The following is a 24,728-nucleotide window of genomic DNA, read 5'->3' as shown; positions in this document are numbered from 1 at the left end:
CTGTCCCGATCCGGGCAGGGTTAGAGGCGAACCTTGTCGCCCCAACGACTCCCGGCCCTCGATCGAGAGAACCGGTACGAACGCGCACGCCGGGCGTGCGGTGATGCCTCGGCCCGGCGGGGCCGGGCCGAGGCGAACGGGCTTACTTGATCACGTAGGGGAGGAAGCCGAGGAAGCGGGCGCGCTTGATCGCCTGGGCGAGCTCGCGCTGCTTCTTGGCCGACACCGCCGTGATGCGGGACGGGACGATCTTGCCGCGCTCCGAGACGTAGCGCGACAGGAGCTTGACGTCCTTGTAGTCGATCTTGGGCGCGTTCGCGCCCGAGAAGGGGCAGGTCTTCCGACGACGGAAGAACGGACGGCGTCCACCGCCACCGCCACCACCGCCGCCAGCGGCGGGCGCACCGGGTCCAGCACCAAACGCCATGACTTAAGCCTCCCCGCCGAAGCTGCGCTCGGGGCGGTCGCCCCGGTCGCCGCGATCACCACGGTCGCCGCGATCGCGGTCGCCGCCGAATCCACCACCGCCGAAGCCTTCGTCGTCACGACGACGGCCGCGCTCACGATCCTTGCGGTCGTCGCGGTCGCGCTTCTGCATCATCGCCGACGGCTCGGACTCGAGCTCTTCGACGCGGACGGTCATGAAGCGCAGGACGTCCTCGGAGATCTGCATCTGGCGCTCCATCTCGGCGAGCGCCGCCGGGGGGGCGTCGACGTTGAGGAGCGTGAAATGCGCCTTGCGGTTCTTCTTGATGCGGTAGGCGAGGGACTTCACGCCCCACATCTCGATCTTCTCGACCTTGCCGCCATTGGCTTCGATGACGCCCTTGTAGGTCTCGACCATGGTCTCGACCTGCTGGGCCGTCACGTCCTGGCGCGCCAGGAAGACGTGTTCGTAGAGAGGCATTAACGGGCCCTTCATATCCAAAGGGACCCGACGGCACATGAAGTGCGGGAAAAGAAGCGTCGGGCCGGTTCGTACGCAATTCACCCGGCGCCAAGCCCTTCGAGCCGTTTGAAGGCCCGAGCGGTTGATCGAAGGCGGAGACACGGGACGACGGGGCACCGCTTACAGAGGTGCATCCTGTGCCGAACGAATCGGCACCGTCCGTTCAGCCCCCAGCCGGAGCGAACGCGAGGGCTGGCGCTTAAACGAGTTGTTGCGGATTGGCAAGGTGTGCGGGTTTTTTCGCCAAGCCGATCGACGGCCGATCGCAGTGGGTGGTTCCGCGCGCCGTCTGCAACGCGCTCGATGCGGCGACGGCCGCGCGATCCTCCGACATCCGCTGGCAACCGAGGCTGCGGTTCCGAGTGGATCAGGCCTCGCCGCCCGCGAAGACGGCCGCGATCTCGGCCGCGCCGAGAATGCGATGGGCGCCCGGAGCGAGGTCCGTCGGCAGGTCCAGGCCGCCGACGCGGTCCCGGTGCAGGGTCACGACGTGGTTGCCGAGGGCGGCGAACATGCGCCGGACCTGATGGTAGCGCCCCTCGTGCAGCGTCACCACGGCGTTCACCGCGCCCTCCGCCTCGAACGCAACCGGCAGGAGCGGCTTCTCCTCGCCCTCCAGCATCAGCGTGCCCGAGGCGAAGATGGCGCCTTCGTCGCCCTTGAGCGGGCGGTCGAGGGTCACGCGGTAGCGCTTGGCGACGTTGGCCTTCGGGGAGATGATCCGGTGCAGGAGGGCGCCGTCGTCGGTGAGCAGCAGCAGGCCCGAGGTCTCCTTGTCGAGGCGGCCCACCGTGGACAACGCCGGGTCGCGCCGGCGCCAGCGCTCCGGCAGCAGGCCGTAGACGAGGGGCCCCGCCTCCTTGTGCGAGCAGGTGACGCCCAGCGGCTTGTGCAGCATCAGGGTCAGTGCGGGGGGCGGGTCGAGGGCCTCGCCGTCGATGCGCATGCGCTGCGCGAGGTCCGGCGTCACCGGGATGCGCTGGTCGGCGTCGCGCAGGGGGGCGCCGTCGAGGAGGACGAGGCCGGCACGGGTGAGGAGCGCGATCTCCCGGCGCGAGCCGTAGCCCATATTCGCGAGCAGGCGGTCGAGACGCGCCTGCACGACCTTCGGGGGCTTCGTCACCGGCGCGCCTCGTAGACCTTGTAGCCGCCGGCGGACGCCTTCAGCGCCACGCTCTTGAAGGCCGCGTTCAGGGGCGCCTCGTAGGGCAGGTGGGTGTTGGCGGTGAGCCAGAGGCTGCCGCCGGGGCGCAGGGATTCCGCCGCGCGCGCGATGAAGGCCTGGCCCAGCGCCTGGTCCTCGGCACCGCCATCGTGGAAGGGCGGGTTCATCACCACGAAGTCGAGGCGGGCGAGCCCGAGGCCGCCCGCCCGGATGTCCGCCCAGCGCAGGGCGGCACGCGAATCGTGCACGTTGCGCGCCGCCATCTCGATGGCGCGCCGGTCGATATCCACGAGGGTCAGCGACGTCACCTTGGGCGAGGCCAGCACCGCCCGGGCGAGGATGCCGAGGCCGCAGCCGAAATCGGCGCCGCTACCCGCCAGCGGCGGCAGATTCGCGAGCAGCAGCGCCGTGCCGGGGTCGAGCCGGTCGTAGGAGAAGATCCCGGCCTGTGTGCAGAGCGCAAGGTTCTCGATGTGGCGCGGGCCGCCCTCGTGGATCGCATCGTCGAGGCCGTTCACGAGGTCCGGACGCGCGAGTACGCAGATGCGGTGGTGCCGCCGCGCCTTCTCGTGGACGGTGCAGCCGAAGCCGGTGAGTTCCTTGGCGAGCCGGCTCCCGCCGCGATCCTTCGGGGCGAGGGCGGTGAGGCGTCCCCCGGGCCGCAGGGCCTTGAGGCCGAGCGCCAGCACGTAGCGCCGCTCGATGGTGCCGGCGGGGGCCAGCACGTCGAGCCGCTCCAGGCTCTCCGGCGCGACATCCTCGAGCCGGGCGGAACCGGGAATCAGGGGCGAGACCTGGACGGCGCCATCCGGCACCGCCGCCAGTTCGAGGGGCGGAATCCCATAGACGGCTTCCGAAACGGGCATGGGGGACATGGTGACAACATCCGGCGCGACGGCGCGCGCGCCTCGACGGCTCAGGGCGTGACGGGAAAAGCGGGAGAGCCGGTCCACCGCGCGACAGGAATCGTCGCGGGGCCCGGCCTCCCGTTCTCATAGCCCATGCTCAGCCGCGCGGGAACTCCAGGCCCATCTCGCGGTAGCGCGCCGGGTCGTCCGCCCAGTTCTCGCGCACCTTCACGTGCAGGAAGAGGTGGACGGTCTGCTCGGCGGCTTCCGCGATCTCGTGGCGGGCGGCCTGCCCGATCGCCTTGATGGTCTGCCCGCCCTTGCCGAGCACGATGGAGCGCTGGCTCTCGCGCTCCACGAAGATCGTCTGCTCGATGCGCACCGAGCCGTCCGGGCGGACCTGCCACTGGTCGGTCTCGACGGTGGACCGGTAGGGCAGTTCCTCGTGCAGACGGTCGTAGAGCTTCTCGCGGGTGATCTCGGCGGCCAGCATCCGGATCGGCGCGTCCGAGACCTGGTCCTCGGGGTAGAGCCACGGGCTCTTCGGCATCATGCCGGCGAGGGTCGATTTCAGCGTCTCGATGCCGTCGCCGTTGAGCGCCGAGACCATGAAGGTGTGCTGGAAGGGGATCCGCTCGTTGAGGCTGGCGGCGAGCGCCAGCAGGCGGTCGCGGGGAATCAGGTCGATCTTGTTCAGGATCAGGACCTTGGGGCGCTTCACGTCCGGCAGCTTGGCCAGGATCGCCTCGACCTCCTCGGTGACGCCCTTGCGCGCGTCGATGAGCAGGCAGACCGCATCGGCATCGGAGGCACCGCTCCAGGCCGAGTGGACCATGGCCCGGTCGAGGCGGCGCTTGGGCGCGAAGATGCCGGGGGTATCGACGAGGATGATCTGCGCGGCCTCGTGCATGACGATGCCGCGCACCAGCGCCCGCGTCGTCTGCACCTTGCGGGAGACGATGGAGACCTTGGTGCCGACGAGGCTGTTCAGCAGGGTCGACTTGCCGGCATTGGGGATGCCGATCAGCGCGACGAAGCCCGCGGTGGTGTTCTCCGGCATGGTCACCGCCGGCAGCGGCCGGAGCGGCGGCGGATCGAAATCGGTGAAGTCGTCGTCGGTGTCGAAATCGTCGTCAGGCATCGGAGGCGTGTCCTTGATCGACGTCCGCCGACGTCTCCATGGTTGCGGGTCGGTCGGAGCCGTGGATCTCGCGCTCCAGCACGAGGCGGGCGGCCTCCTGCTCGGCGAGGCGCTTCGAGGGGCCGACGCCGATGCCGGCCTCCAGGCCCTCAACGCGCACGGCGATTCGGAACACCGGGGCGTGATCGGGGCCGGAGCGCTCCACCACCTCGTAGAACGGAATCGGCAGGGCGCGGGCCATGGCCCATTCCTGCAGGGCCGATTTCGCGTCGCGGCCGCGTGGGGCAGCCGTGTCGGTGTCGGGGGTGAAGGCGGCGTTGACGATGGCCTTGGCGGCCTCGTAGCCGGCATCCAGGAACACGGCTCCGAGGATCGATTCGCAGACGTCGGCCAGGATGGTCTGGTTGCGGCGGCCGCCGCTCTGGACCTCGCCGGGTCCGAGCGCCAGGTGCGGGCCGACATCCCAGGCCGTGGCGACGGCCGCGCAGGTCTCGCGCCGGACGAGGCCGGCCAGGCGCCGCGACAGCTCGCCCTCGTCCGCGTCCGGAAAGGCCGCGTAGAGGAGTTCGCCGATGGCGAGGCCGAGCACGCGGTCGCCGAGGAATTCGAGGCGCTGGTAGCTGCCGAGGCGGCCGTTGCCGCCGGCCTTGCTCACGTGGGTGAGCGCGTGGGCGAGGAGCTTCGGATCGGCGAAGGCGTGCCCGATCCGGTCCTCGAGCACGGCGAGGCTGGGTTTGGGACGGGGCGCGCGTCGCGCCCGGCTGGAGGGACGCGCCTCTTCGGTCACGATGGTCGAGGTCCTAGTGGATCGCCGTGAAGAGCCGGTTCCAGCGGACCTTCGCCGGCCAGTTCCAGATCTGCCACGCCGGGGTGCCCTCGTCGATGGAGAAGAAGATCATCTCCGCGCGGCCGACGAAATTCTCGAACGGCACGAAGCCGACATTGGCGAGGTCGCGCGAATCCGTCGAGTTGTCGCGGTTGTCGCCCATCATGAAGAACCGGCCCTCGGGGACGGTGTAGGGCTCGGTGTTGTCCCAGTAGCCGTTGTCGCCGTCGCGCTCGATCACCCGGTGGGTCACGCCGCCCGGCAGGGTCTCGAGATACTGCTCGGCCTTCGCCTGTTCGCCGTAGGGTCCGGTGGTCTCGAAGGGGGCGATCTTCTCGCGCTTGACCGGCACGTCGTTGATGTAGAGCAGCCCGGACTTCATCTGCACCTTGTCGCCGGGCAGGCCGATCACGCGCTTGATGTAATCGGTGGCGTTGTCCTTGGGCAGCTTGAACACCGCGATGTCGCCGCGCTTCGGGGTTGCGCCCCAGATCCGGCCATCGGCGGTGAAGGGCAGGTACTCGCTCAGCGGCAGGGAGTACTTCGAATAGCCGTAGGAATATTTCGAGACGAACAGGTAGTCGCCGATCAACAGCGTCGGCACCAGGGAGCCCGACGGGATGTTGAAGGGCTGGAACAGCAGCGTACGCACCACGAGGGCGATCAGCAGGGCCTGCCCGCCGACCTTCAGCGTCTCCTTGATGCTCGCCCAGGTGCCGGTATCGGCGGCCTTCAGGTCACGCTTCGTCTGGTGGTCCACGCGGGCACGTTCCATCTGGCTGCCATCTCCGGTCCGACGCCGGCATCCGGATTCCGGGCGCCTTCCGTCGTCGACGGTCGAGCGGCGGCATAGACCATGCGGAAACGCGCCGCAACGCGCGGCCTTCCCGGCTAAGTCTCGGCGGTGTTGTCCGGCACGGCCTCGATGATCACGAAGGCCTGCGCCATGGGCGGGTCGTCCGTGAGGGTGATGTGCAGCTTCGGCGTATGGCCGGCGGGCGTCATCGCCCTGAGGTGCTCGGCCGCCGCCCCGGTGAGATGCAGGGTCGGGCGGCCGCCGGGCAGGTTCACCACCTCCATGTCGCGCCAGAACACGCCCCGGGCGATCCCGGTGCCGAGCGCCTTGGCGCAGGCCTCCTTGGCGGCGAAGCGCCGGGCGTAGGAGGGCGCGCGCGCCGCGCGGGAATCGCACTTCGCCCGCTCGCCGTCCGTGAAGACCCGATGGGTGAAGCGTTCGCCGTAGCGCGCGAGCGACTTCTCGATCCGGCGCATGTCGCAGAGGTCGGAGCCGATGCCGAGGATCATGCCCGGGCTCCGTCCATGGCGGCGCGCATGTCGCGGATCGCCTGGCTCAGGCCGACGAAGATCGCCTCGCCGATCAGGGCATGGCCGATGTTGAGCTCGGCGATCTGGGGCAGGGCCGCCACCGGCCCGACGCTGTCGAGGGCGAGGCCGTGGCCCGCATGGATCTCGAGCCCGAGGCCGGCCCCGTAGGCCGCCGCCCGGGTGATGCGGTCGAGCTCGCGCGCGGTCCGGCCGGTGTCGCCCTCGGCGACCGCCTCGCAATAGCTGCCGGTGTGCAGCTCCACTACGGGCGCCCCGAGGCGGACGGCGGCGTCCATCACCGCCGCGTCCGGCTCCACGAAGAGCGAGACGCGGATGCCGGCCTCCGCCAGGCGCGCGATGCGGGGCAGGAGCGCCTCGTGCGCGCCGACGATATCCAGGCCGCCCTCGGTGGTGCGCTCCTCGCGCTTCTCCGGCACCAGGCAGGCCGCGTGGGGCCTGAGGCGGATCGCCATCCCGATCATCTCGTCGGTGGCCGCCATCTCGAAGTTCAGCGGCACGGTGAGGCTGCCCGCCAGCGTCTCCATGTCGGCGTCGCGGATGTGGCGGCGATCCTCGCGCAGGTGGGCGGTGATGCCGTCGGCCCCCGCCGCCACGGCCTCGCGGGCGGCGCGAATCGGATCGGGCGCCGTCCCGCCGCGCGCGTTCCGGACGGTCGCGACGTGGTCGATGTTGACGCCGAGCCGGAGGCGGTTCGGGTGCGGGGCGGAAGCGGTCATCGGGCGGATTCCAAGCCAGGCTGTTGCGCCCTGACAGGGGGGCGGACGCGTCCCTACATAAGAGACCTGACCACGAAGGGGGATACGGCGCGCGATGGGATTTCTCGATGGACTGCTCGGCCACGGCAGCGATCTCACGCCCGCGGAGGTGAACGAACAGCTCGCCGGCATCCTCACCCAGGGTGAGCCGGTCCAGGTCGCGTTCCGGATCATCCGCGACCTCATCGTGTTCACGGATCGGCGCCTGATCCTGGTGGACAAGCAGGGCCTGACCGGCCGCAAGGTTTCCTACCTCACCGTGCCGTACCGGGCGATCACGTCCTTCTCCGTGGAGACGGCGGGCAGCTTCGACCTCGATTCGGAACTCGCGATCTGGGTTTCGGGCCGGGCCGAGCCGATCCGCAAGACGCTCAAGCGCGGCGCCAACATCCTGGGGATCCAGCAGGCCATCGCGGGTTCGATTCGCTGAGGACTGCGGGTGCGGGGAGCGAAGTCCCCGCAACCCTTGCCGCCTTGCGCGAAAACCTTGCCTCGGCGGTCGGCCTCTGTTAAGGCCCCGCCCATTCCACACGCGGAGCCGGCCTCATGCCTGAATGAGGCGTTTCCGGTGGTCGTCGCCTACCCGGCACGATCGCTTCCTCCGCGGCGGTATCAACCGGAGAGTACAAAGAACATGGCCGTCGATTTCACCATGCGTCAGCTTCTCGAGGCCGGCGCCCACTTCGGACACCAGGCCCACCGCTGGAACCCGAAGATGCAGTCCTACATCTTCGGGACGCGCAACAACATCCACATCATCGACCTCGCCCAGACCGTGCCGGCCCTTCACCAGGCCCTGCAGGCGGTGAGCGACACCGTGGCCAAGGGCGGCCGCGTGCTGTTCGTCGGCACCAAGCGCCAGGCGGCGGACACCATCGCCGAGGCCGCCAAGCGTTCGGCCCAGTACTACGTCAACTCCCGCTGGCTCGGCGGCATGCTGACCAACTGGAAGACCATCTCGGGCTCGATCCAGCGCCTGCGCAAGGTCGACGAGACCCTCGACGGCGGGGCCCAGGGCCTCACCAAGAAGGAGCGCCTGATGCTCGCCCGCGAGAAGGACAAGCTCGAGAAGGCGCTCGGCGGCATCAAGGACATGGGCGGCGTGCCGGACCTGCTGTTTGTGATCGACACGAACAAGGAGCAGCTGGCGATCAAGGAGGCCCAGCGCCTCGGCATCCCGGTGGCGGCCATCGTCGACACCAACTGCAACCCGGACGGCATCACCTACGTGGTCCCCGCCAACGATGACGCCGGCCGCGCCATCGCCCTGTACTGCGACCTGATCGCCCGCGCCGCCATCGACGGCATCTCGCGCGGCCAGGGCTCGCTGGGCGTCGACCTCGGCGCCTCCGAGGAGCCGGTGGCCGAGGAGCTGCCCGCCAACGACGACGCGGCGGCCTCCATCGAGTCCGGCTCGGTCTCGCAGGCCGATGTGGCCGCGCTGGTCGAGTCCACCGAGCACTTCGAGCTGCTCTCGGCGCCGCGCGGCGCCCCCGACGACCTGTCCAAGCTCCACGGCGCGGGCCCACAGATCGTGCAGAAGCTCAACGAAGCCGGCATCTACCACTACTGGCAGCTGGCCTCGATGAGCGCCGACGACGTCGCCAAGGTCGATGCCGACCTCAAGCTCAACGGCCGCATTGGTCGCGACGGCTGGGTCGACCAGGCCCGTGGCTTCGTCGAGGCCGCCGCCGCCGCCTGATTCCGTCCGGCGGCCCGTCATCGGGCCGCCACCGACCGGTCGGACACTGCATCCTGAAGCCCGGTGCTTTTCACGAGCGCCGGGCTCATTCACTTCAGAAGACTTCTCTCTCGACGAAGACTTCTCCCTTCTGGAAGACCTCCGCCTCGGACGTCTTCGATTTCTGACGATACGGAAAGGACCCGCCATGGCCAACATCACCGCCGCACTGGTGAAAGAGCTCCGCGAGAAGACCGGCGCGGGCATGATGGACTGCAAGGGCGCGCTCAACGAGACTGCTGGTGACATCGAAGCCGCCGTCGACTGGCTGCGCAAGAAGGGCCTCGCCAAGGCCGCCAAGAAGGCCGGCCGCGTCGCCGCCGAGGGCCTCGTCGCCGTCGAGTCCTCCGGCCACCACGCCGCCATCGTCGAGGTGAACTCCGAGACGGACTTCGTCGCCCGCAACGACAGCTTCCAGGCCTTCGCCCGCGAGGCCGCCAAGCTCGCGCTGGATACCGACGGCACCCTGGAAGGGCTCGAGGCCGCGACGTTCCCCGGCGCCTCGACCACGGTCAAGGACAGCCTCGCCAACCTCATCGCCACCATCGGCGAGAACATGACCCTGCGTCGCGTGGCCAAGCTCGACGTGACCAAGGGCGTGATCGCGTCCTACGTCCACGGTCAGGTCGTCGAGGGCCTGGGCAAGATCGGCGTGCTGGTCGCGCTCGAGTCCGAGGGCGACGTGGAGGTGCTCTCCACCCTCGGCCGCCAGATCGCCATGCACGTCGCCGCGACCAACCCGGTCGCGCTCGATGCCGCCGGCGTCGATCAGGCGACCCTGGAGCGCGAGATCAACATCCTGCGCGAGAAGAACGTCGGCAAGCCCGAGAACGTGCTCACCAAGATCGTCGAGAGCGGCCTGAAGAGCTACTACAAGGAGGTCACCCTCCTGGAGCAGCCCTTCGTGCATGACGGCTCCAAGACCATCAGCCAGGTCCTCAAGGAGGCCGAGGGCAAGGCCGGCGCCCCGGTCAAGCTCGCCGCCTTCGTGCGCTACGCCCTCGGCGAGGGCATCGAGAAGGAGGAGGCCCCCGACTTCGCCTCCGAAGTGGCCGCCGCCGCCCGCGGCTGAGCGCTCTCCACTCCGATTCACGAGGAAACCCGTGACAGGGGCGGCGGCAGCGATGCCGCCGCCCCTCGACGTTCCGGGCCGCCTTGGGCTAGACACCCCTCCGCTTCCATTTGGCTTCCCGTCCCTCACAGGGCCGGGTTAGAGGGGACTGGCTCGATGCCGGAGACCACACCGTTTCGCCGCGTCCTCGTGAAGCTCTCGGGCGAGGCCTTGGCCGCCCCCGACGGCTACTGGTTGCACCCGCCGACCCTCGCCGGCATCGCCGACGACATCGCCCGCACCCGTGAGGCCGGCATCCAGATCGCCCTGGTGGTGGGCGGCGGCAACATGATCCGGGGCGCGCGCATCTCGGCCGCCGGCTGGATCGACCGGGCGACGGGCGATTCGTTGGGCATGATGGCGACCGTGATGAATTCGCTCGCCCTGGAGACGGCCCTGAACGCCGCCGGCGTCCCGGCCCGCACCATGTCGGCGGTGTCGATGCCGACGATCTGCGAGACCTATGCGCGCCAGCCCGCCCTGCACCACCTCGACAAGGGGCAGGTGGTCGTGCTCGCCGGCGGGACCGGGAACCCGTTCTTCACCACCGACACCGCGGCCGTGCTGCGCGCGGCCGAACTGCGCTGCGAAGCGGTGCTGAAGGCCACCCAGGTGGACGGCGTCTACTCCGCCGACCCGAAGCGCGACCCGAGCGCCACCCGCTTCGACCGCCTCACCCACGACGAGGCCATCGCCCGCGACCTGAAGGTGATGGACACCGCCGCCTTCGCGCTCGCCCGCGAGAGCCGGCTTTCGATCGTCGTCGGTTCGGTCCACGCCCCGAGTTCGATCCAGGCGATCCTCACCGGCGCGGCTCCAGCAACCCACGTCGTGCCCTGACGAGACCCCGGGGCCCGGCGCGCGCAGGGGCGATTTCCTGGCGCGCTGTCACGAACGCCATTTGCGACCCACCGGGTTTTCGTTCATTGAGGCCCACGAACGGGCCCTGGCGGCCCGGCCTCGCATCTTCCAGTACGCGTTGGGAACCCTCCGCATGGCTGCCATTCCAGAATTCGACCTGAACGACATCAAGCGCCGCATGCAGGGCGCCGTGACCTCGCTCAGGGGCGATCTCGGGTCCCTGCGGACCGGTCGTGCCACCCCGAGCATCCTCGATCCGATCCAGGTCGATGCCTACGGCGCGATGATGCCGATGTCCCAGGTCGCCACCGTGAGCGTGCCCGAGCCCCGCCTCCTCAGCATCTCCGTGTGGGATCGCGGCATGATCGCCGCCGTCGAGAAGGCGATCCGCGAGTCGGATCTCGGCATGAACCCGCAGACCGAGGGTCAGACCATCCGCCTGCGCGTGCCCGAGATGAACGAGCAGCGCCGCAAGGAGATGGTCAAGGTCGCCCACAAGTACACCGAGGAGGCCCGGGTCGCGGTCCGCCACGTGCGCCGCGACGGGCTCGACCACCTGAAGAAGCTGGAGAAGGACGGCGCCATCAGCGAGGACGACGAGAAGCGTCAGGCCGCCGATGTGCAGAAGGCGACGGATCAGCACATCGCCGAGATCGACGGCGTGCTGGCCGCTAAGGAAAAGGAGATCATGCAGGTCTAAGACCGCCTCCGGGACTCGGGGGCGGCAGGTGATCGACTTGGACGACGGATGGGGGAGTAGCGCGTTGGGTCGCTCGGAGGGCGCGCGTCAGATCGAGACCGCGGTGGCGCATGGCGCCGATGAAGGCGCGGTGGCCTGCGCGCCTGCGGGCTATGCCGCGCAGCCGGCGGTGGGGGCCCAGGCGGTCCCCGCCCATGTCGCCATCATCATGGACGGCAACGGCCGATGGGCGGCCCGGCGCGGCCTGCCCCGCGTCGAGGGCCATCGCCGGGGTGTCGAGGCGGTTCGCCGGGCCGTGCGCTCGGCCATCGATTGCGGCGTGCGCTACCTGACGATCTACAGCTTCTCCTCCGAGAACTGGCGCCGTCCCCCCACCGAGGTCGCCGACCTCATGGGCCTCCTGAAGCTGTTCGTGCTGCGCGACCTCGCGGAGCTTCACGGCAACAACGTCCGCGTGCGGATCATCGGCGAGCGCGCCGGCCTGAGCCCGGACATCGCCGGCCTCCTGGACGAGGCCGAGCGCCGGACGAAGGCCAATACCGGTCTGACCCTGGTGGTGGCCTTCAACTACGGCGGACGTCAGGAGATCCTGCGGGCGGTCCGGCGTCTCGCCGAGGCCGTGGCCGCCGGACAGCTCGCGCCGAGCGCCATCGACTTCGACGCCATGGCTGGCGCCCTCGACACCACCGGCATCCCCGATCCGGACCTCGTCATCCGCACCTCGGGCGAGCAGCGCCTCTCGAACTTCCTCACCTGGCAGACGGCCTATGCCGAGTACGTGATCGTGCCGGAATTCTGGCCCGACTTCGATGACGACGCCTTCCGCGCCGCCCTCGACGAGTACCATCGCCGCGACCGCCGCTTCGGCGGTCTCAGCGGCAAGGCCGGCTGATCATGACTCCCGGTGAGGTGGCGCCCGCGCCCCGGCGCGGGCCCTTCGCGGGGCGTGAGTTCCAGGCCCGCGTCGTCTCGGCGGTCCTGCTCGGCGCCATCGTGCTCTCGGCCCTGATCCTGGGCGGCTGGCCCTTCGCGGTGATCTGGCTCGCCGCCGGCATCGTGTTCGCGGCCGAGTGGATCGGCATGAGCGCCATCGCGCCGCGACGCCTCACCCTCGCGCTCAGCGCCGCCACCCTGTTCGGCCTCGTGCTCTGCCTGCACGGGGAGGCCGCGCCGGGCATCACCCTCGGCGTCGGCCTCGTCGGCGCGATCCTGGTGACGTGGGTGCCGAAGGACGGACCCGCGCGCCTCCGGGCCCTCGCCGGGCTCGCGAGCGCGGCCGTGGTCGCGCTGGTGCCGACCGCGCTGCGCGACGATCCGGGAATCGGCCTGCTCGGGCCGGCCTGGATGTTCGCCGTGGTCTGGACCACCGACATCGTCGCCTACTTCACCGGCCGGACCCTCGGCGGTCCGAAGCTGATGCCCCGCGTCAGCCCCAAGAAGACCTGGTCGGGTGCGCTCGGCGGGCTCGCCGGCGGCACGCTCGCGGGAGTCGGCATCGTGGTCTTCGCCTGCGACAACGGCTGGAGCGACCTCGCCACGGCGCCGCTGGCCGGGGTGGCGCTCCTCAGCGCCGTCGCCTCCATCCTCAGCCAGGGCGGCGACCTCGTGGAATCCGCCGTCAAGCGCCATTACGGCGTGAAGGATTCGGGCCGGGCGATCCCCGGCCACGGCGGCGTCATGGACCGCCTCGACGGCTTCTTCGCCGTCGCCCTGCTCGCCGGATTCTATCTCATCGCGCGCCGCCTCGCGGCGGCCTGAAGGACCCATTCCGTTGCTGACCGTCACCATCCTGGGCGCCACCGGCTCCATCGGCCAATCGACCATCGACCTGCTGCTCCAGCATCCGGACCGGTTCCGGATCGGTGGCCTCGTGGCCGGACGCGATGTCGCCGCCATCGCCCGCCTCGCCGGCAACCTGCAGCCCGACTTCGTGGCCCTGGCCGACGCATCCGCCGGGCCGGCCCTGCGCGAGGCGCTCGCCCACACCAACATCCGCAACGGGGCCGGTGAGAGCGCCGTGCTCGAGGCGGTGGCGCGCGATGCCGACATCGTCGTCGCGGCGGTGAGCGGCGCCGCCGGCCTGCGACCGACCCACGAGGCGCTGAAGCTCGGCCGGACCGTGGCGCTCGCCAACAAGGAGAGCCTCGTCTGCGCCGGCGACGCCTTCATGCGGGACGCCAAGCGCTATGGGGCGACGCTGCTGCCGGTCGATTCCGAGCACAACGCGCTCGCGCAGGCCCTCGGCGACGGTCGCCTCGACGACGTTGCCAAGATGACCATCACCGCCTCCGGCGGCCCGTTCCGGACCTGGACCCGCGAGCGCATCGCCGCCGCCTCTGCCGCCGAGGCCGCCGCCCATCCGACCTGGTCGATGGGCATGAAGATCAACATCGATTCGGCCTCCCTGATGAACAAGGGGCTGGAGTTGATCGAGGCGCACCATCTCTTCGCCCTCGAACCCGAGCGCCTGGACGTCATCGTGCACCCGCAATCGATCGTGCACGGCCTCGTCTACTGGCGCGACGGCGCCGTGACGGCGGGCCTCGCCATGCCGGACATGCGGGTGCCGATCGCCCACTGCCTCGGCCTCGGCGAGCGCCTGACCATCGCGCGCGGGCGTCATCTCGACCTCGCGGCGGCCGGGAGCCTCACCTTCGAGGCGGCCGACGAGGCGCGCTTCCCCTGCCTGCGCATCGCCCGCGCGGCGCTCGCCGCCGGGGGCGCGGCCCCCACCGTCATGAACGCCGCCAACGAGATCGCTGTCGCGGCCTTCATCAAGGGCGCGATCCCGTTCTACGGCATCGCCGAACTCGTGGAGCGGGCCTGCGAGCACTTCGCGGGCACCTACCGCGCGGCCCCGGAGGATGTCGACGCGGCCCTCGCCATCGACGCCGAGGTGCGCCGCTGGAGCGCCGAGGCCCTGCCGGCGGCCTGAGTCGCCCTCAGGCTTCCGGGCCGTAGCCCGCGAGGAAGACCCGCACCGCCTGCGTGACGTGGTGCGCGATCTCCTCGGGCGTGACGCCGTCGCCGGCCCCGAACAACAGGCGGGTGAGGAGCCCGGCCTGACAGAGCTGCAGGAACTGGCGCGCGGCGAGATTCGTGTCGCCCGGGCGCAGGCGCCCCGCCGCCACCTGGGCGTCGAGGTAGGCGCCGAGGCGGGTCGCGCCCTGCACCGGCCCCGCCTCGAAGAAGGCCTGGCCCAGGCGCGGAAACTTCTCGCAGGCTCCAATGACCATGCGGATCAGGGTGACGTGCTCCGGCCGGATCATCTCGGCTAAGTAGCTGTGGCCGAGCCGGGTCAGGGCGCCCGGGACGTCGGGATCGTCCGCGTCGAGGCGGAACAGGACCTCGGCGAGCCACCGCTTCTCGGCGAGCGTCAGGGCCTCGAACAGGGCCTCCTTGCTGTCGAAGTAGACGTAGAGCGTCCCCTTCGAGACCCCCGCCGCCTTGGCGATCTCGCCCATGCTCGCTCCGTCGAAGCCCGCGGCCATGAAGACCGCACGCGCGCCGTCGAGGATCTGGCGGCGCTTGTCGGGTTCGGCGGTCGCGCGCGCCGGCGGCTCCGATTTCGCGCCGACTGTAGCCATGGTTCCTGATCCTTGTTGACCGAACGGTTCGGTCATCATATCTCGTCGTTCGGCGCGGCGCCATCGCCCGCGTTCCAAAATTGACCGAACGGTTCGGTCATCAGCGCGGGACCTGGATCAGCCATGAGCGTGCGCGAGGATGAAGGGCATCCGATCGGGACGGGGAAACCGGGTCAGGCAAATCTCGGCTCACCTCCCGCCGAACTCGCCGCCCGGACACCGGCCGTGATCGAGACCGTCGCCATGGAGCCGGTGGCGAAGCCGCGCCGCATGAAGCGGTTCGTCCTGTTGGCGCTCCTGGCCGCGGGCCTCGGTGGCGGTGCCTACGAGGCGCATGCGTGGTGGACCGTCGGCCGCTTCTTCGTGAGCACCGACGACGCCTATGTGCAGGCGGACATCTCGGTGCTCGCCGCCAAGGTCCCGGGTTACCTCGCGTCCGTGCCCGTCGTGAACGGGCAGGCGCTGCACAAGGGCGACGTGGTCGCCCGGCTCGACGACGGCGATTACCGCCTCGCCGCGCAGGCGGCGCACGATAAGCTGGCGACGCAGGAGGCCGCCATCGCGCGCATCGGCCGGCAGGTCGAGGCGGCGCAGGCGCAGATGCTGCAGGCCTCGGCCCAGATCGACGCCGCGAAGGCGGATGCCGTCCGCGCGAGCGCCGATTACGCCCGTCAGCAGCAGCTCGAAAAGGTCGATTTCGTCGCCAGGGCCCGGATCGAGCAGGCGCGGGCGGACCGGGACCGCACGGAGGCCGCCGTGAAGGGGGCCGAGGCGTCGCTGGTCGCCATGCGCGCCAATGTCGAGGTGCTGCGGGCACAGGGCCGCGAAGCCGAAGGGGTCGCGGCCGAGCTTCGCACCGCCGAGGCGCGCGCCGCCCGCGATTGGGAATTCACGACGATTCGCGCTCCCTTCGACGGCGTGGTCGGCAACAAGGCCGTGGAGGCCGGCGCCTACGTCCAGCCGGGTTCGCGCATCGCCGCCCTGGTGCCCCTGGAGAGCGTGCGCGTCGACGCCAACTTCAAGGAGACGCAGGTGGAGCGCATGCATCCGGGCCAGCGCGTCCACATCGCGGTGGATGCCTATCCGGACCGCGACATCGTCGGCGAGGTCGAGTCGCTCTCGCCCGCCTCCGGCTCGGTGTTCAGCCTGCTCCCGCCCGACAACGCGACGGGCAACTTCACCAAGATCGTCCAGCGCCTGCCCGTGCGCGTGCACGTCCCCGCCGAGGTCGCCCGCGAGGGCATCCTGCGCCCCGGCCTGTCGGTGACCGTACGGGTCGACACCCGCGCGGCATCGGGCGAGTCCCTCCGCACCGCCGCCCGCCACGAGTGAGCGCGATGGCCGCCAGCGCTGTCCCCGCCGCGACGCCCGCCGAGCCGCCCCTCGACCGCCGCCGCATGGTGGCGTTCGTCTGCATGGTCTTCGGCATGTTCATGGCGATCCTGGACATCCAGATCGTTTCGGCGTCGCTGGCCGAGATCCAGGCCGGCCTCTCGGCGTCCGGCGACGAGATCCCCTGGGTGCAGACGAGCTACCTCATCGCCGAGGTGATCTCGATCCCGCTCTCGGGTTTCCTCTCGCGGGTGCTCTCGACCCGGTGGATGTTCGTGATCTCGGCGGGCGGCTTCACGCTGATGAGCCTGGCTTGCGCCACCTCCACCTCGATCAACGAGATGATCGTCTGGCGCGCGGCGCAGGGATTCATCGGCGGCGGCATGATCCCGACGGTGTTCGCCTCCGCCTTCACGATCTTCCCGCCCTCGAAGCGCTCCATCGTCTCGCCGATGATCGGCCTCGTGGCGACGCTGGCGCCCACCATCGGGCCGACGGTCGGCGGCTATCTCACCGACCTCTTCGACTGGCACTGGCTCTTCCTCGTCAACGTCGTGCCGGGCATTCTCGTCACGGTCTCCACCTACCTGCTGATCGATTTCGACGAGCCGAATCTCGGGCTGTTCAAGCGCTTCGACTGGTTCGGTCTCGTGTTCATGGCGCTGATGCTCGGCTGCCTCGAATACGTGCTGGAGGAGGGGCCGAATCATGACTGGCTCGCCGACGAGGCGGTGCTGGCCTGCGCCCTGGTCTGCCTCGTCGCCGGACCGGCCTTCTTCTGGCGCGCCTTCACGGCGGCCGAGCCGATCGTCGACCTGCGCGCCTTCGCCGACCGGAACTTCGCGGCGGGCTGCCTCTTCAGCTTCGTCCTCGGGATCGGCCTCTACGGCCTGACCTACCTCTACCCGGTCTATCTCGGGCGGGTGCGCGGCTACTCCGCCCTGCAGATCGGCGAGACGATGTTCGTCTCGGGGCTGTGCATGTTCGCCACCGCGCCGATCGCGGGCCGGTTCTCGGGCCGGGTCGACCCGCGCCTGATGATGGGGACCGGCTTCCTCGGCTTCGCCATCGGCACCTGGATGGTGACGGGCCTGACCAAGGACTGGGACTTCGCGGAACTGCTGGTGCCGCAGATCCTGCGCGGCTGCTCGCTGATGCTGTGCATGATCCCGATCAACAACATCGCGCTCGGCACCCTGCCTCCGGCCCGGATGAAGAACGCCTCGGGCCTCTACAACCTCACGCGCAACCTCGGCGGCGCGGTGGGCCTCGCGCTCATCAACACCGTGCTGAACGACCGCTGGGACCTCCACCTCGCCCGCCTGCACGAGCGCTTCACCTGGACGAACACGGCCGTGCTCGAGCGCCTCGACATGACCCGGCGCCAGTTCGAGGTGCTGGGCGGCAATGCCGACGCCATGGCGCTCAAAGCCATGATGAACACCGTGCGCGTGCAGGGGCTGGTGATGGGGTTCACGGACGTCTTCCTCGTCCTGACCGTCCTGTTCGTGGCCATGGCCTGCGCCGTGCCTTTCATCCGCCGGCCCCGCGCCGCGGCGGGGGCGGGCGGCGGTCACTGAGGCGGTACGCCTCTTTACCCTCTTGTCCGGAATGCGTGGACAGGGCCGGTCGATCGGGTCGCTGCGACGCTGGAGACCCGGATTCGGGTTTGCGTTCGCGTCCGGCCCATCCGATCTGCTAGAGCGGAACGACGGCCCCTAGGGAGGCCGAGAGGATCGACGTATGGACTTCCTGAACGCCATGGGCGGCACAGCGACCGGTTTCTTCGGCGCCGTGATCCCATTCCTGATCGTGCTCAGCATCGTCGTGTTCGTGCACGAGATGGGGCACTTCCTGGTCGGGCGCTGGTGCGGCGTCGGCGTCCACGCCTTCTCCCTCGGGTTCGGCCCCGAACTGTTCGGCTTCAACGACCGGCACGGCACGCGCTGGAAGCTCTCGGCGATCCCGCTCGGCGGCTACGTCAAGTTCCACGGCGACGTGAACGGCGCCAGCATGCCCGACGCCGAGGCAGTGGCGCGCATGACCCCGCAGGAACGGGCGATCAGCTTCCCCACCCAGCCGCTGCCGAAGCGGGCCGCCATCGTCGCCGCCGGGCCCATCGCCAACTTCATCCTCGCCATCGCGCTCTTCTCCGGGGCCATCTACTTCGGCGGACGCTACGAGACCCCGGCCCGGGTCGAGGCCGTGCTGCCGGACAGCCCCGCCGCGCGGGCCGGCTTCCAGCCCGGCGACGTCATCCGCGCCATCGGGGGAACGCGGGTCAACAGCTTCACCGACATGCAGCGCACGGTCTCGGGCGCCGCCGGATCCAGCCTGACGATCACGGTCGAGCGCGACGGCCGGCCCCAGGATCTCGTGGCCGTTCCCGAGAGCAAGGAGGACGTGACCCCGTTCGGACGTCACCGCTTCGGACGCCTCGGCATCCAGGGTCCGAAGGGGAGCGAGGCCAAGCTCGTCCATTACGGCCCCGTGGAATCGCTCGGGCTCGGGATCTACGAGACCTACTTCGTGGTGGACCGGACCATCGACTACATCGGCAAGCTCGTGACCGGCCGCGAATCGCCCGACCAGCTCTCGGGGCCGATCGGCATCGCCCGGGTTTCCGGCGAGGTCGCCAAGGTCGGCGGCGTCGGTGGACTGATTGGGCTCATCGCCCTGCTCTCCGTCTCGATCGGCCTCCTGAACCTGTTCCCGGTGCCGCTGCTGGATGGCGGACATCTGCTCTTCTACGCCTTCGAGGCGGTGCGCGGGCGTCCCCTGAGCGCCCGCGCGCAGGAGATCGGCTTCCGGATCGGACTCGCCCTGGTGCTGTTCCTGATGCTGTTCGCGGCCTGGAACGACCTCCTGAACCTCGGCGCTTCCTGGGGGCCGCGCCGCACCTGAGCACCGCGTCGCACGACGCTGTGGATTGCGGGAACGGCCTCGACATCGCCGCCGCAATCCCATCGTGGGACACGCAAATGCCTCGATCACAACGATAATCCGGTCTGCGGGCGGGCGCTGTGCGTCCCGCCTGCAACCGCGCGTTGACCCTGTTTGCCGATGGGTCGGGGACGTTAAGTGACCGGAAGGCCACGTCACCCCAAAATCCCCGGCAAGCGGGACCTCCGAGCGTTTGCTTAGCTCCGGAATCCCGATAGAAGCTGAGCTTGGGACTAGGTGTCAGGATGCCCGAGAACGGGTGCCTGATTGCGGGTGCGAACCCGCGCCGTAGATAAAAAGAGACGGGCGATTACATGATGTCGATGACGGGGAAGCGCCGGCGCAAGTCGGCGGAACAGACCATCGTCCTAGTCGCCGCGGCGGCGGCTGGCCTCGTCCTCGGTGGCGCCGCTCAGGCGCAGCAGATCGTCGTCCAGGGTAACAAGCGCGTCGATGCCGACACGATCCGGTCCTACGTGACCGGCACCGCCTCGGGCTCGCCCGAGGAGGCCCGCCGCAACCTGCTGGCGACCGGCATGTTCTCGGACGTGAAGGTGTCGCGCGGCGGCGGCGGCACGGTCGTGAGCGTCCGTGAGAACAACATCATCAACCGGGTGGTGTTCGAGGGGAACAAGAAGATCGAGAAGGCCACCCTCGAAGGCGAGGTCGAGGCCAAGTCGCGCGGCGCCTTCAGCGAGGGCATCGTCCAGGCCGATCTCCAGCGCATCCGCGAAGTCTATCGCCGGGCCGGTCGCGGCACGGCGAAGGTCAGCTTCCGCACGGTCGACCTGCCGAACGGCCGCCTCGATGTGATCTACGTCATCGAGGAGGGCGACAAGACCGGCATCAAGTCGATCAACTTCGTCGGCAACAGCGCGTTCTCCGAATCCAAGCTGCGCGAGCTGATGTCCTCCTCGGAGATGAACTTCCTCAGCTTCATCAAGACCTCGGACGTCTACGATCCCGACCGGATCACCAACGATCTCGACATCGTCCGGCGCTACTACCTCAAGAACGGCTACGCGGATTTCCGCGTCATCAACGCCGATGCCCGCTACGTCGAGGGCGAGGGGGATGCCGGCTGGGTCATCACCGTCACGGTCGAGGAAGGCGAACAGTACCGCGTCGGTGCCGTCGCCATCGATTCCCGCCTGCCGGGGCTCGACACCGCGCCCCTCGACGGCGAGGTCCGCGCCCAGGTCGGCGACGTCTACAATGCCGAGGACGTGGAGCGCACCCTCAACGGCGTGACCAACCAGGTCGGCCGCCAGGGCTACCCCTTCGCCCAGGTACGTCCCACCGGCCAGCGCGACCGCGCCACCCACACCGTGGCCCTGGGCTTCGTGGTCGAGGACGGCCCGCGCGTCTACGTCGAACGCATCAACATCCGCGGCAACACCCGCACCCGCGACTACGTCATCCGTCGCGAGCTCGATATCACCGAGGGCGATGCCTACAACCGCGTGCTCACCGACCGGGCCGAGCGCCGCCTGAACGGCCTCGGCTTCTTCAAGAAGGTCCGCTTCTCCAATGAGCCGGGCTCCTCGGCCGACCGGGTGATCATCAACATCGACGTCGAGGATCAGCCCACGGGCTCGTTCTCGGTGGCGGGCGGCTACTCCACCCAGGACGGCATCATCGGCGAGGTCTCGGTCTCGGAATCGAACTTCCTCGGCCGCGGTCAGTACGTCCGCGTCGCCGGCACCGGCGGCCAGTACTCGCGCGGGCTCGACTTCTCGTTCACGGAGCCGTACTTCCTCGGCTACCGCCTCGCGGCGGGCTTCGACGCCTTCTACAAGTACAGCGACCAGACCCGCTACTCGCGCTACGAGACCACGGTCTACGGTGGCCAGCTCCGCGTCGGCCTGCCGATCACGGAAGAGTTCGGCGTGACCCTGCGTTACTCGCTCTACAACACAGAGCTCAAGGTCCCGAACACGGTCAAGCGGCCGTATAACGACTGCTCGAACCCGATCGTGGGCTACACGACGCTGACCACCGGTCTGAAGGCGACCGGTGCGGCCGGAGAACTCGCGGCGTATCCCGCCTGTGCCCTCGACGGCGAAGCCTCGATCGCGCTGAAGGGCTCGCAGGGCAGCACCCTGACCTCGCTCGCGGGTCTGACCCTGTCCTATTCCACCCTCGACAACTTCGCCTCGCCCCGGAACGGCCTCTACGCCGAACTGAAGCCCGACGTCGCCGGCCTCGGCGGCGACTCGAAGTTCTTCCGCGTGACGGGCGATGCCCGTTACTACAAGGAGTTCTACGAGGACGTCGTCGGCTTCGTGCGCTTCCAGGGCGGTCACATCACCGCTCTGAACGACCAGCCCCTGCGCATCACCGACCAGTTCTTCCTCGGCCCGTCGCTGGTGCGCGGCTTCGCGCCCAACGGCATCGGCCCCCGCGACGTCGGCATCAGCGACAGCCGCTCCAACGCCATCGGCGGCTCGACCTACTTCGGCGGTACGCTCGAGGTTCAGTTCCCGATCCCCGGCATCCCGCGGGATCTGGGTCTGAAGGGCGCGGTCTTCGCGGATGCGGGTACGCTGTTCGGCTATAACGGCCGCACGACGTTCAACGTGAACGGCGACCAGTTCATCAACGGTATCGCTCCGGGCGGCGCCTGTAACTTCAACCAGGGCACCATCGGCGTCGAACCCGAATGCGTGAACGTCCGTGACAAGATGACGATCCGGTCCTCGGTCGGCGCCTCGATCCTCTGGAACTCGCCGCTCGGCCCGATCCGGTTCGATTACGCCTACGCACTCTCGAAGGATGAGGGCGTGAAAGCCTTCGATGCCAACGGCACCTTCCTGGGCCGCGTCGGCAAGGATCAGCTCCAGGCCTTCCGGTTCTCCGGCGGCTCGCGCTTCTGACGACGAGCGCCGCCTCCTTTCGGGGAGGCGGCGCGTTGTGACAGCATGTCTGATCCCGTCTTCTTCTCTGCCTCCACCACCCTCAGCCTCGGCGCCATCGCCGAGGCTGCTGGCGTTTCATTGCCCGAGGGCGCCGACCCGCAGGGCGTGATCACGGGGGCCGCTCCCCTGGAGACGGCGACGCCCCAGGACGTCGCCTACATGGACAACGCCCGCTACGGCGAGGCTTTGGCCGCCACCCGCGCGGGCGTCTGCCTCGTTTCCCCGCGCTTCGCACCGCGCGTGCCGGCCGGGACGGTGGCCCTGGTCCTGCGCGATCCCTACCGCGCCTATGCGGGCCTGCTCGCCCGCCTCCATCCCAAGGCGATGCGTCCGGCCTCCCTGTTCGGCGCCGCCGGGGTGGCGCCCGGCGCCCACATCCATCCGGAAGCGCGTCTGGAACCGGGCGTCCACGTCGATCCCGGTGCGGTCGTCGGGCCTAACGCAGAAATCGGCGCGGGCACCGTCATCGGGGCCAATGCCAGCATCGGACCCGGCGTGCGGATCGGGCGGGACTGCGCCATCGGCGCCGGGGCGACGGTGACCCACGCGCTGCTCGGCAACCGAGTCATCGTCCATCCGGGGGCGCGCCTCGGACAGGACGGCTTCGGCTTCGCCATGGGGCCGGGTGGCCACCTGAAGGTGCCTCAGATCGGCCGGGTCATCGTCCAGGACGACGTCGAGATCGGCGCCAACACCACGATCGATCGCGGGGCCAGCCGCGATACCGTGATCGGGGAGGGGACCAAGATCGATAACCTCGTGCAGATCGCGCACAACGTCGTCATCGGGCGCCACTGCGTGATCGTCTCGGGCGTCGGCATCTCCGGCTCGACCACCCTGGAGGATTACGTGGTGCTGGGCGGCCAGGTCGGCGTCGTCGGGCATCTGCGCATCGGCATGGGGTCGCAGATCGCGGGCTCTTCCAACGTGAACCGCGACGTGCCGCCGGGCAGTCGCTGGGGCGGAACACCGGCCAAACCCGTGCGGGCCTGGTTCCGGGAACTGACCACCCTGGCGCGGCTCGCCGAGCGCGGCGGGAGCGACGAGCCGAAGGGCTGACGCCCGACCGGTCGGGGCGCGCGTCCGCGACGGCGCAATCCGCCGCGAGGGCTTGCATCCGTCCGGCTTCTGCCGAAAGAAGGCGCCTCCGACGGGTTGGCGGTTTTTTCAGGACGTGAGGCGGGACGGCGGGGGCGTCGACGCGCTCGGTGAGGTGATGGATTCGATGAACGACATGCCGCGTGAGCTCGGCTCGGCTGACATCCAGAAGGTTCTGGAACTGCTGCCGCACCGCTATCCCTTCCTGATGATCGACCGGATCATCGAGATCGACGGCGACCGCAGCTGCGTCGGCATCAAGAACGTGACGATCAACGAGCCGCAATTCACCGGGCACTTTCCCGGGCTGCCAGTCTTCCCGGGCGTCCTGCTCATCGAGGGCATGGCCCAGACGGCCGGCGCGATCTGCTGCCGCCACATCATGAGCGACGACCTGCGCACCAAGCAGGTGTTCTTCATGACCATCGACAAGTGCAAGTTCCGCAAGCCGGTCGTCCCGGGGGATACCGTGCGCTACCACATGACCAAGACGAATCACCGCCGGACCATGTGGTGGTTCCGGGGCGAGGCCCGGGTCGACGGCACCCTGGTGGCCGAGGCCGAGATCGGCGCCATGCTGGTGACGGAGTGACCGGGGCCTTGGAGATCCATCCGAACGCGGTGGTGGAGGATGGCGCGACCCTGGGCGAGGGCGTGCGGATCGGCCCGTTCTGCCATATCGGTCCGGAGGTCACCCTCGGTGCCGGCTGCGAACTCGTCAGCCACGTCGTGGTCGCCGGGCGCACCACCATCGGGCCGCGCACGCGGCTCTATCCCTTCGCCTCCATCGGGCACCCGCCCCAGGACCTGAAGTTCCGGGGCGAGGCCTCCACCCTGACGATCGGCGCCGATTGCCTGATCCGCGAAGGCGTCACCATGAACCCCGGCACGGCCGGCGGCGGCCTGGAGACGACGGTCGGGGACAGCTGCACCTTCCTCGCCAATTCGCATGTGGGCCACGATTGCCAGGTCGGCGACGGCGTCGTCTTCTCCAACAACGTCATGCTGGCGGGCCATTGCAGCGTGGGCGACTACGCGATCCTGGGCGGCGGCGCGGCCGTGATCCAGTTCGCGCGCGTGGGCGCGCACGCCTTCGTGGGCGGCCTGTCGGGCCTGGAGAACGACTGCATCCCCTACGGCATGGCGCTGGGCAACCGGGCCTACCTTTCGGGCCTCAACATCATCGGCCTGCAGCGGCGGGGCTTTGCCCGCGAGGACATCCACACCCTGCGCCGGGCCTACCGTCTGCTGTTCGCCAACGAGGGCACGCTGATGGAGCGCCTCGAGGACGTGGCGGCCGAATTCGAGAACCACCGTGCGGTGGCCGAGATCGTCGCCTTCATCCGCGCGGGCGGCAAGCGTTCGCTCTGCACACCGCGCGAGACGCCGAGCGCCGCTTGACCGCG

At 69.6% G+C, this 24,728-nt stretch carries 25 protein-coding genes; 15 read left to right on the top strand and 10 right to left on the bottom strand.

What is annotated here, in order from left to right:
- Positions 1-142: 142 nt before the first annotated feature.
- The 9 genes from rpsR to OF380_RS02820 form a co-directional block, all read right to left on the bottom strand.
- Positions 143-427: a 30S ribosomal protein S18 gene (rpsR, locus tag OF380_RS02860; RefSeq protein WP_238281979.1), complete on the bottom strand. Its 285-nt coding sequence runs from the start codon at positions 425-427 to the stop codon at positions 143-145.
- Positions 428-430: 3 nt separating this feature from the next.
- Entirely contained in the window at positions 431-907 is a 477-nt protein-coding gene (gene rpsF, locus OF380_RS02855) for a 30S ribosomal protein S6 (RefSeq protein ID WP_055956175.1), read from the bottom strand.
- 409 nt (positions 908-1,316) lie between these two features.
- On the bottom strand, positions 1,317-2,018 hold the full coding sequence (locus tag OF380_RS02850; RefSeq protein ID WP_264051163.1) for a pseudouridine synthase: 702 nt from the start codon (positions 2,016-2,018) through the stop codon (positions 1,317-1,319).
- Positions 2,019-2,068: 50 nt separating this feature from the next.
- Positions 2,069-2,989, bottom strand: coding sequence for a class I SAM-dependent methyltransferase (locus tag OF380_RS02845; protein ID WP_404810530.1), 921 nt, complete (start codon positions 2,987-2,989; stop codon positions 2,069-2,071).
- 130 nt (positions 2,990-3,119) lie between these two features.
- Positions 3,120-4,022 (bottom strand): GTPase Era, encoded by a 903-nt coding sequence (gene era / locus OF380_RS02840; protein ID WP_264051161.1) that lies wholly within the window; start codon positions 4,020-4,022, stop codon positions 3,120-3,122.
- Positions 4,023-4,095: 73 nt separating this feature from the next.
- Entirely contained in the window at positions 4,096-4,890 is a 795-nt protein-coding gene (gene rnc, locus OF380_RS02835) for a ribonuclease III (protein WP_264049284.1), read from the bottom strand.
- A 13-nt stretch (positions 4,891-4,903) separates the two neighbouring features.
- Positions 4,904-5,704 (bottom strand): signal peptidase I, encoded by an 801-nt coding sequence (lepB, locus tag OF380_RS02830; RefSeq protein WP_264049283.1) that lies wholly within the window; start codon positions 5,702-5,704, stop codon positions 4,904-4,906.
- A gap of 116 nt (positions 5,705-5,820) precedes the next feature.
- Positions 5,821-6,234 (bottom strand): holo-ACP synthase, encoded by a 414-nt coding sequence (acpS, locus tag OF380_RS02825; protein ID WP_264049282.1) that lies wholly within the window; start codon positions 6,232-6,234, stop codon positions 5,821-5,823.
- Positions 6,231-6,992: a pyridoxine 5'-phosphate synthase gene (locus OF380_RS02820; protein WP_264049281.1), complete on the bottom strand. Its 762-nt coding sequence runs from the start codon at positions 6,990-6,992 to the stop codon at positions 6,231-6,233. Before OF380_RS02820 ends, acpS begins: the two co-directional genes overlap by 4 nt.
- Before the next feature lie 94 nt (positions 6,993-7,086).
- On the opposite strand from OF380_RS02820, the gene OF380_RS02815 reads away from it, so the two are divergent.
- From OF380_RS02815 to dxr, 8 genes are all read left to right on the top strand, one after another.
- Entirely contained in the window at positions 7,087-7,461 is a 375-nt protein-coding gene (locus tag OF380_RS02815) for a PH domain-containing protein (protein ID WP_264049280.1), read from the top strand.
- A 204-nt stretch (positions 7,462-7,665) separates the two neighbouring features.
- Positions 7,666-8,733, top strand: coding sequence for a 30S ribosomal protein S2 (locus OF380_RS02810; RefSeq protein ID WP_264049279.1), 1,068 nt, complete (start codon positions 7,666-7,668; stop codon positions 8,731-8,733).
- A gap of 187 nt (positions 8,734-8,920) precedes the next feature.
- On the top strand, positions 8,921-9,844 hold the full coding sequence (tsf, locus tag OF380_RS02805) for a translation elongation factor Ts (protein WP_264049278.1): 924 nt from the start codon (positions 8,921-8,923) through the stop codon (positions 9,842-9,844).
- A 156-nt stretch (positions 9,845-10,000) separates the two neighbouring features.
- Positions 10,001-10,723: a UMP kinase gene (pyrH, locus tag OF380_RS02800; RefSeq protein ID WP_264049277.1), complete on the top strand. Its 723-nt coding sequence runs from the start codon at positions 10,001-10,003 to the stop codon at positions 10,721-10,723.
- A gap of 154 nt (positions 10,724-10,877) precedes the next feature.
- Positions 10,878-11,444 (top strand): ribosome recycling factor, encoded by a 567-nt coding sequence (gene frr, locus OF380_RS02795; protein WP_264049276.1) that lies wholly within the window; start codon positions 10,878-10,880, stop codon positions 11,442-11,444.
- A gap of 64 nt (positions 11,445-11,508) precedes the next feature.
- Positions 11,509-12,336: an isoprenyl transferase gene (locus tag OF380_RS02790; RefSeq protein WP_404810529.1), complete on the top strand. Its 828-nt coding sequence runs from the start codon at positions 11,509-11,511 to the stop codon at positions 12,334-12,336.
- Between the two features lie 2 nt (positions 12,337-12,338).
- Complete coding sequence (locus OF380_RS02785; RefSeq protein WP_264049275.1) at positions 12,339-13,202, top strand: phosphatidate cytidylyltransferase; 864 nt, start codon at positions 12,339-12,341, stop codon at positions 13,200-13,202.
- Between the two features lie 13 nt (positions 13,203-13,215).
- Positions 13,216-14,379 (top strand): 1-deoxy-D-xylulose-5-phosphate reductoisomerase, encoded by a 1,164-nt coding sequence (gene dxr, locus OF380_RS02780; protein WP_264049274.1) that lies wholly within the window; start codon positions 13,216-13,218, stop codon positions 14,377-14,379.
- A 7-nt stretch (positions 14,380-14,386) separates the two neighbouring features.
- On the opposite strand, the gene OF380_RS02775 is transcribed toward dxr, so the two are convergent.
- Positions 14,387-15,031 (bottom strand): TetR/AcrR family transcriptional regulator, encoded by a 645-nt coding sequence (locus tag OF380_RS02775; RefSeq protein WP_264049273.1) that lies wholly within the window; start codon positions 15,029-15,031, stop codon positions 14,387-14,389.
- 123 nt (positions 15,032-15,154) lie between these two features.
- Here OF380_RS02775 and OF380_RS02770 point away from each other — a divergent pair, with 123 nt between their 5' ends.
- The 7 genes from OF380_RS02770 (at position 15,155) to lpxA (ending at position 24,723) form a co-directional block, all read left to right on the top strand.
- Complete coding sequence (locus OF380_RS02770) at positions 15,155-16,363, top strand: HlyD family secretion protein (protein WP_404810528.1); 1,209 nt, start codon at positions 15,155-15,157, stop codon at positions 16,361-16,363.
- 5 nt (positions 16,364-16,368) lie between these two features.
- Positions 16,369-17,943: a DHA2 family efflux MFS transporter permease subunit gene (locus OF380_RS02765; protein ID WP_264049272.1), complete on the top strand. Its 1,575-nt coding sequence runs from the start codon at positions 16,369-16,371 to the stop codon at positions 17,941-17,943.
- Positions 17,944-18,106: 163 nt separating this feature from the next.
- Positions 18,107-19,267: an RIP metalloprotease RseP gene (rseP, locus tag OF380_RS02760; protein WP_264049271.1), complete on the top strand. Its 1,161-nt coding sequence runs from the start codon at positions 18,107-18,109 to the stop codon at positions 19,265-19,267.
- Positions 19,268-19,620: 353 nt separating this feature from the next.
- The gene (gene bamA / locus OF380_RS02755; protein WP_264049270.1) at positions 19,621-22,182 is read left to right on the top strand and encodes an outer membrane protein assembly factor BamA; all 2,562 of its coding nucleotides are present in this window, start codon (positions 19,621-19,623) and stop codon (positions 22,180-22,182) included.
- Between the two features lie 45 nt (positions 22,183-22,227).
- Complete coding sequence (gene lpxD / locus OF380_RS02750) at positions 22,228-23,283, top strand: UDP-3-O-(3-hydroxymyristoyl)glucosamine N-acyltransferase (RefSeq protein WP_264049269.1); 1,056 nt, start codon at positions 22,228-22,230, stop codon at positions 23,281-23,283.
- Positions 23,284-23,458: 175 nt separating this feature from the next.
- Positions 23,459-23,914 carry a 3-hydroxyacyl-ACP dehydratase FabZ gene (gene fabZ, locus OF380_RS02745; protein ID WP_404810593.1) on the top strand — a complete coding sequence of 152 codons (456 nt, stop codon included), beginning with the start codon at positions 23,459-23,461 and terminating at the stop codon, positions 23,912-23,914.
- Positions 23,911-24,723, top strand: a complete 813-nt coding sequence (gene lpxA / locus OF380_RS02740) for an acyl-ACP--UDP-N-acetylglucosamine O-acyltransferase (RefSeq protein ID WP_264049267.1) — start codon at positions 23,911-23,913, stop codon at positions 24,721-24,723. The genes fabZ and lpxA overlap by 4 nt, the downstream gene beginning before the upstream one ends.
- The last annotated feature ends 5 nt before the right edge of the window (positions 24,724-24,728 follow it).

The organism is Methylobacterium sp. FF17, from assembly GCF_025813715.1.
Classification (GTDB): Bacteria; Pseudomonadota; Alphaproteobacteria; order Rhizobiales; family Beijerinckiaceae; genus Methylobacterium; species Methylobacterium flocculans.
Note: the sequence above shows the minus strand (reverse complement) of the source record. Positions and strands in the feature narration are given on the sequence as shown.

What these genes read in the sequence shown, in the direction of transcription:
- rpsR (WP_238281979.1), bottom strand. Translation starts at nt 427, where the DNA reads ATGGCGTTTGGTGCTGGACCCGGTGCGCCCGCCGCTGGCGGCGGTGGT.
- rpsF (WP_055956175.1), bottom strand. Translation starts at nt 907, where the DNA reads ATGCCTCTCTACGAACACGTCTTCCTGGCGCGCCAGGACGTGACGGCC.
- OF380_RS02850 (WP_264051163.1), bottom strand. Translation starts at nt 2,018, where the DNA reads ATGGGCTACGGCTCGCGCCGGGAGATCGCGCTCCTCACCCGTGCCGGC.
- OF380_RS02845 (WP_404810530.1), bottom strand. Translation starts at nt 2,989, where the DNA reads ATGTCCCCCATGCCCGTTTCGGAAGCCGTCTATGGGATTCCGCCCCTC.
- era (WP_264051161.1), bottom strand. Translation starts at nt 4,022, where the DNA reads ATGCCGGAGAACACCACCGCGGGCTTCGTCGCGCTGATCGGCATCCCC.
- lepB (WP_264049283.1), bottom strand. Translation starts at nt 5,704, where the DNA reads ATGGAACGTGCCCGCGTGGACCACCAGACGAAGCGTGACCTGAAGGCC.
- acpS (WP_264049282.1), bottom strand. Translation starts at nt 6,234, where the DNA reads ATGATCCTCGGCATCGGCTCCGACCTCTGCGACATGCGCCGGATCGAG.
- OF380_RS02820 (WP_264049281.1), bottom strand. Translation starts at nt 6,992, where the DNA reads ATGACCGCTTCCGCCCCGCACCCGAACCGCCTCCGGCTCGGCGTCAAC.
- OF380_RS02815 (WP_264049280.1), top strand. Translation starts at nt 7,087, where the DNA reads ATGGGATTTCTCGATGGACTGCTCGGCCACGGCAGCGATCTCACGCCC.
- OF380_RS02810 (WP_264049279.1), top strand. Translation starts at nt 7,666, where the DNA reads ATGGCCGTCGATTTCACCATGCGTCAGCTTCTCGAGGCCGGCGCCCAC.
- tsf (WP_264049278.1), top strand. Translation starts at nt 8,921, where the DNA reads ATGGCCAACATCACCGCCGCACTGGTGAAAGAGCTCCGCGAGAAGACC.
- pyrH (WP_264049277.1), top strand. Translation starts at nt 10,001, where the DNA reads ATGCCGGAGACCACACCGTTTCGCCGCGTCCTCGTGAAGCTCTCGGGC.
- frr (WP_264049276.1), top strand. Translation starts at nt 10,878, where the DNA reads ATGGCTGCCATTCCAGAATTCGACCTGAACGACATCAAGCGCCGCATG.
- OF380_RS02785 (WP_264049275.1), top strand. Translation starts at nt 12,339, where the DNA reads ATGACTCCCGGTGAGGTGGCGCCCGCGCCCCGGCGCGGGCCCTTCGCG.
- OF380_RS02775 (WP_264049273.1), bottom strand. Translation starts at nt 15,031, where the DNA reads ATGGCTACAGTCGGCGCGAAATCGGAGCCGCCGGCGCGCGCGACCGCC.
- OF380_RS02770 (WP_404810528.1), top strand. Translation starts at nt 15,155, where the DNA reads ATGAGCGTGCGCGAGGATGAAGGGCATCCGATCGGGACGGGGAAACCG.
- OF380_RS02765 (WP_264049272.1), top strand. Translation starts at nt 16,369, where the DNA reads ATGGCCGCCAGCGCTGTCCCCGCCGCGACGCCCGCCGAGCCGCCCCTC.
- rseP (WP_264049271.1), top strand. Translation starts at nt 18,107, where the DNA reads ATGGACTTCCTGAACGCCATGGGCGGCACAGCGACCGGTTTCTTCGGC.
- bamA (WP_264049270.1), top strand. Translation starts at nt 19,621, where the DNA reads ATGATGTCGATGACGGGGAAGCGCCGGCGCAAGTCGGCGGAACAGACC.
- lpxD (WP_264049269.1), top strand. Translation starts at nt 22,228, where the DNA reads ATGTCTGATCCCGTCTTCTTCTCTGCCTCCACCACCCTCAGCCTCGGC.
- fabZ (WP_404810593.1), top strand. Translation starts at nt 23,459, where the DNA reads ATGCCGCGTGAGCTCGGCTCGGCTGACATCCAGAAGGTTCTGGAACTG.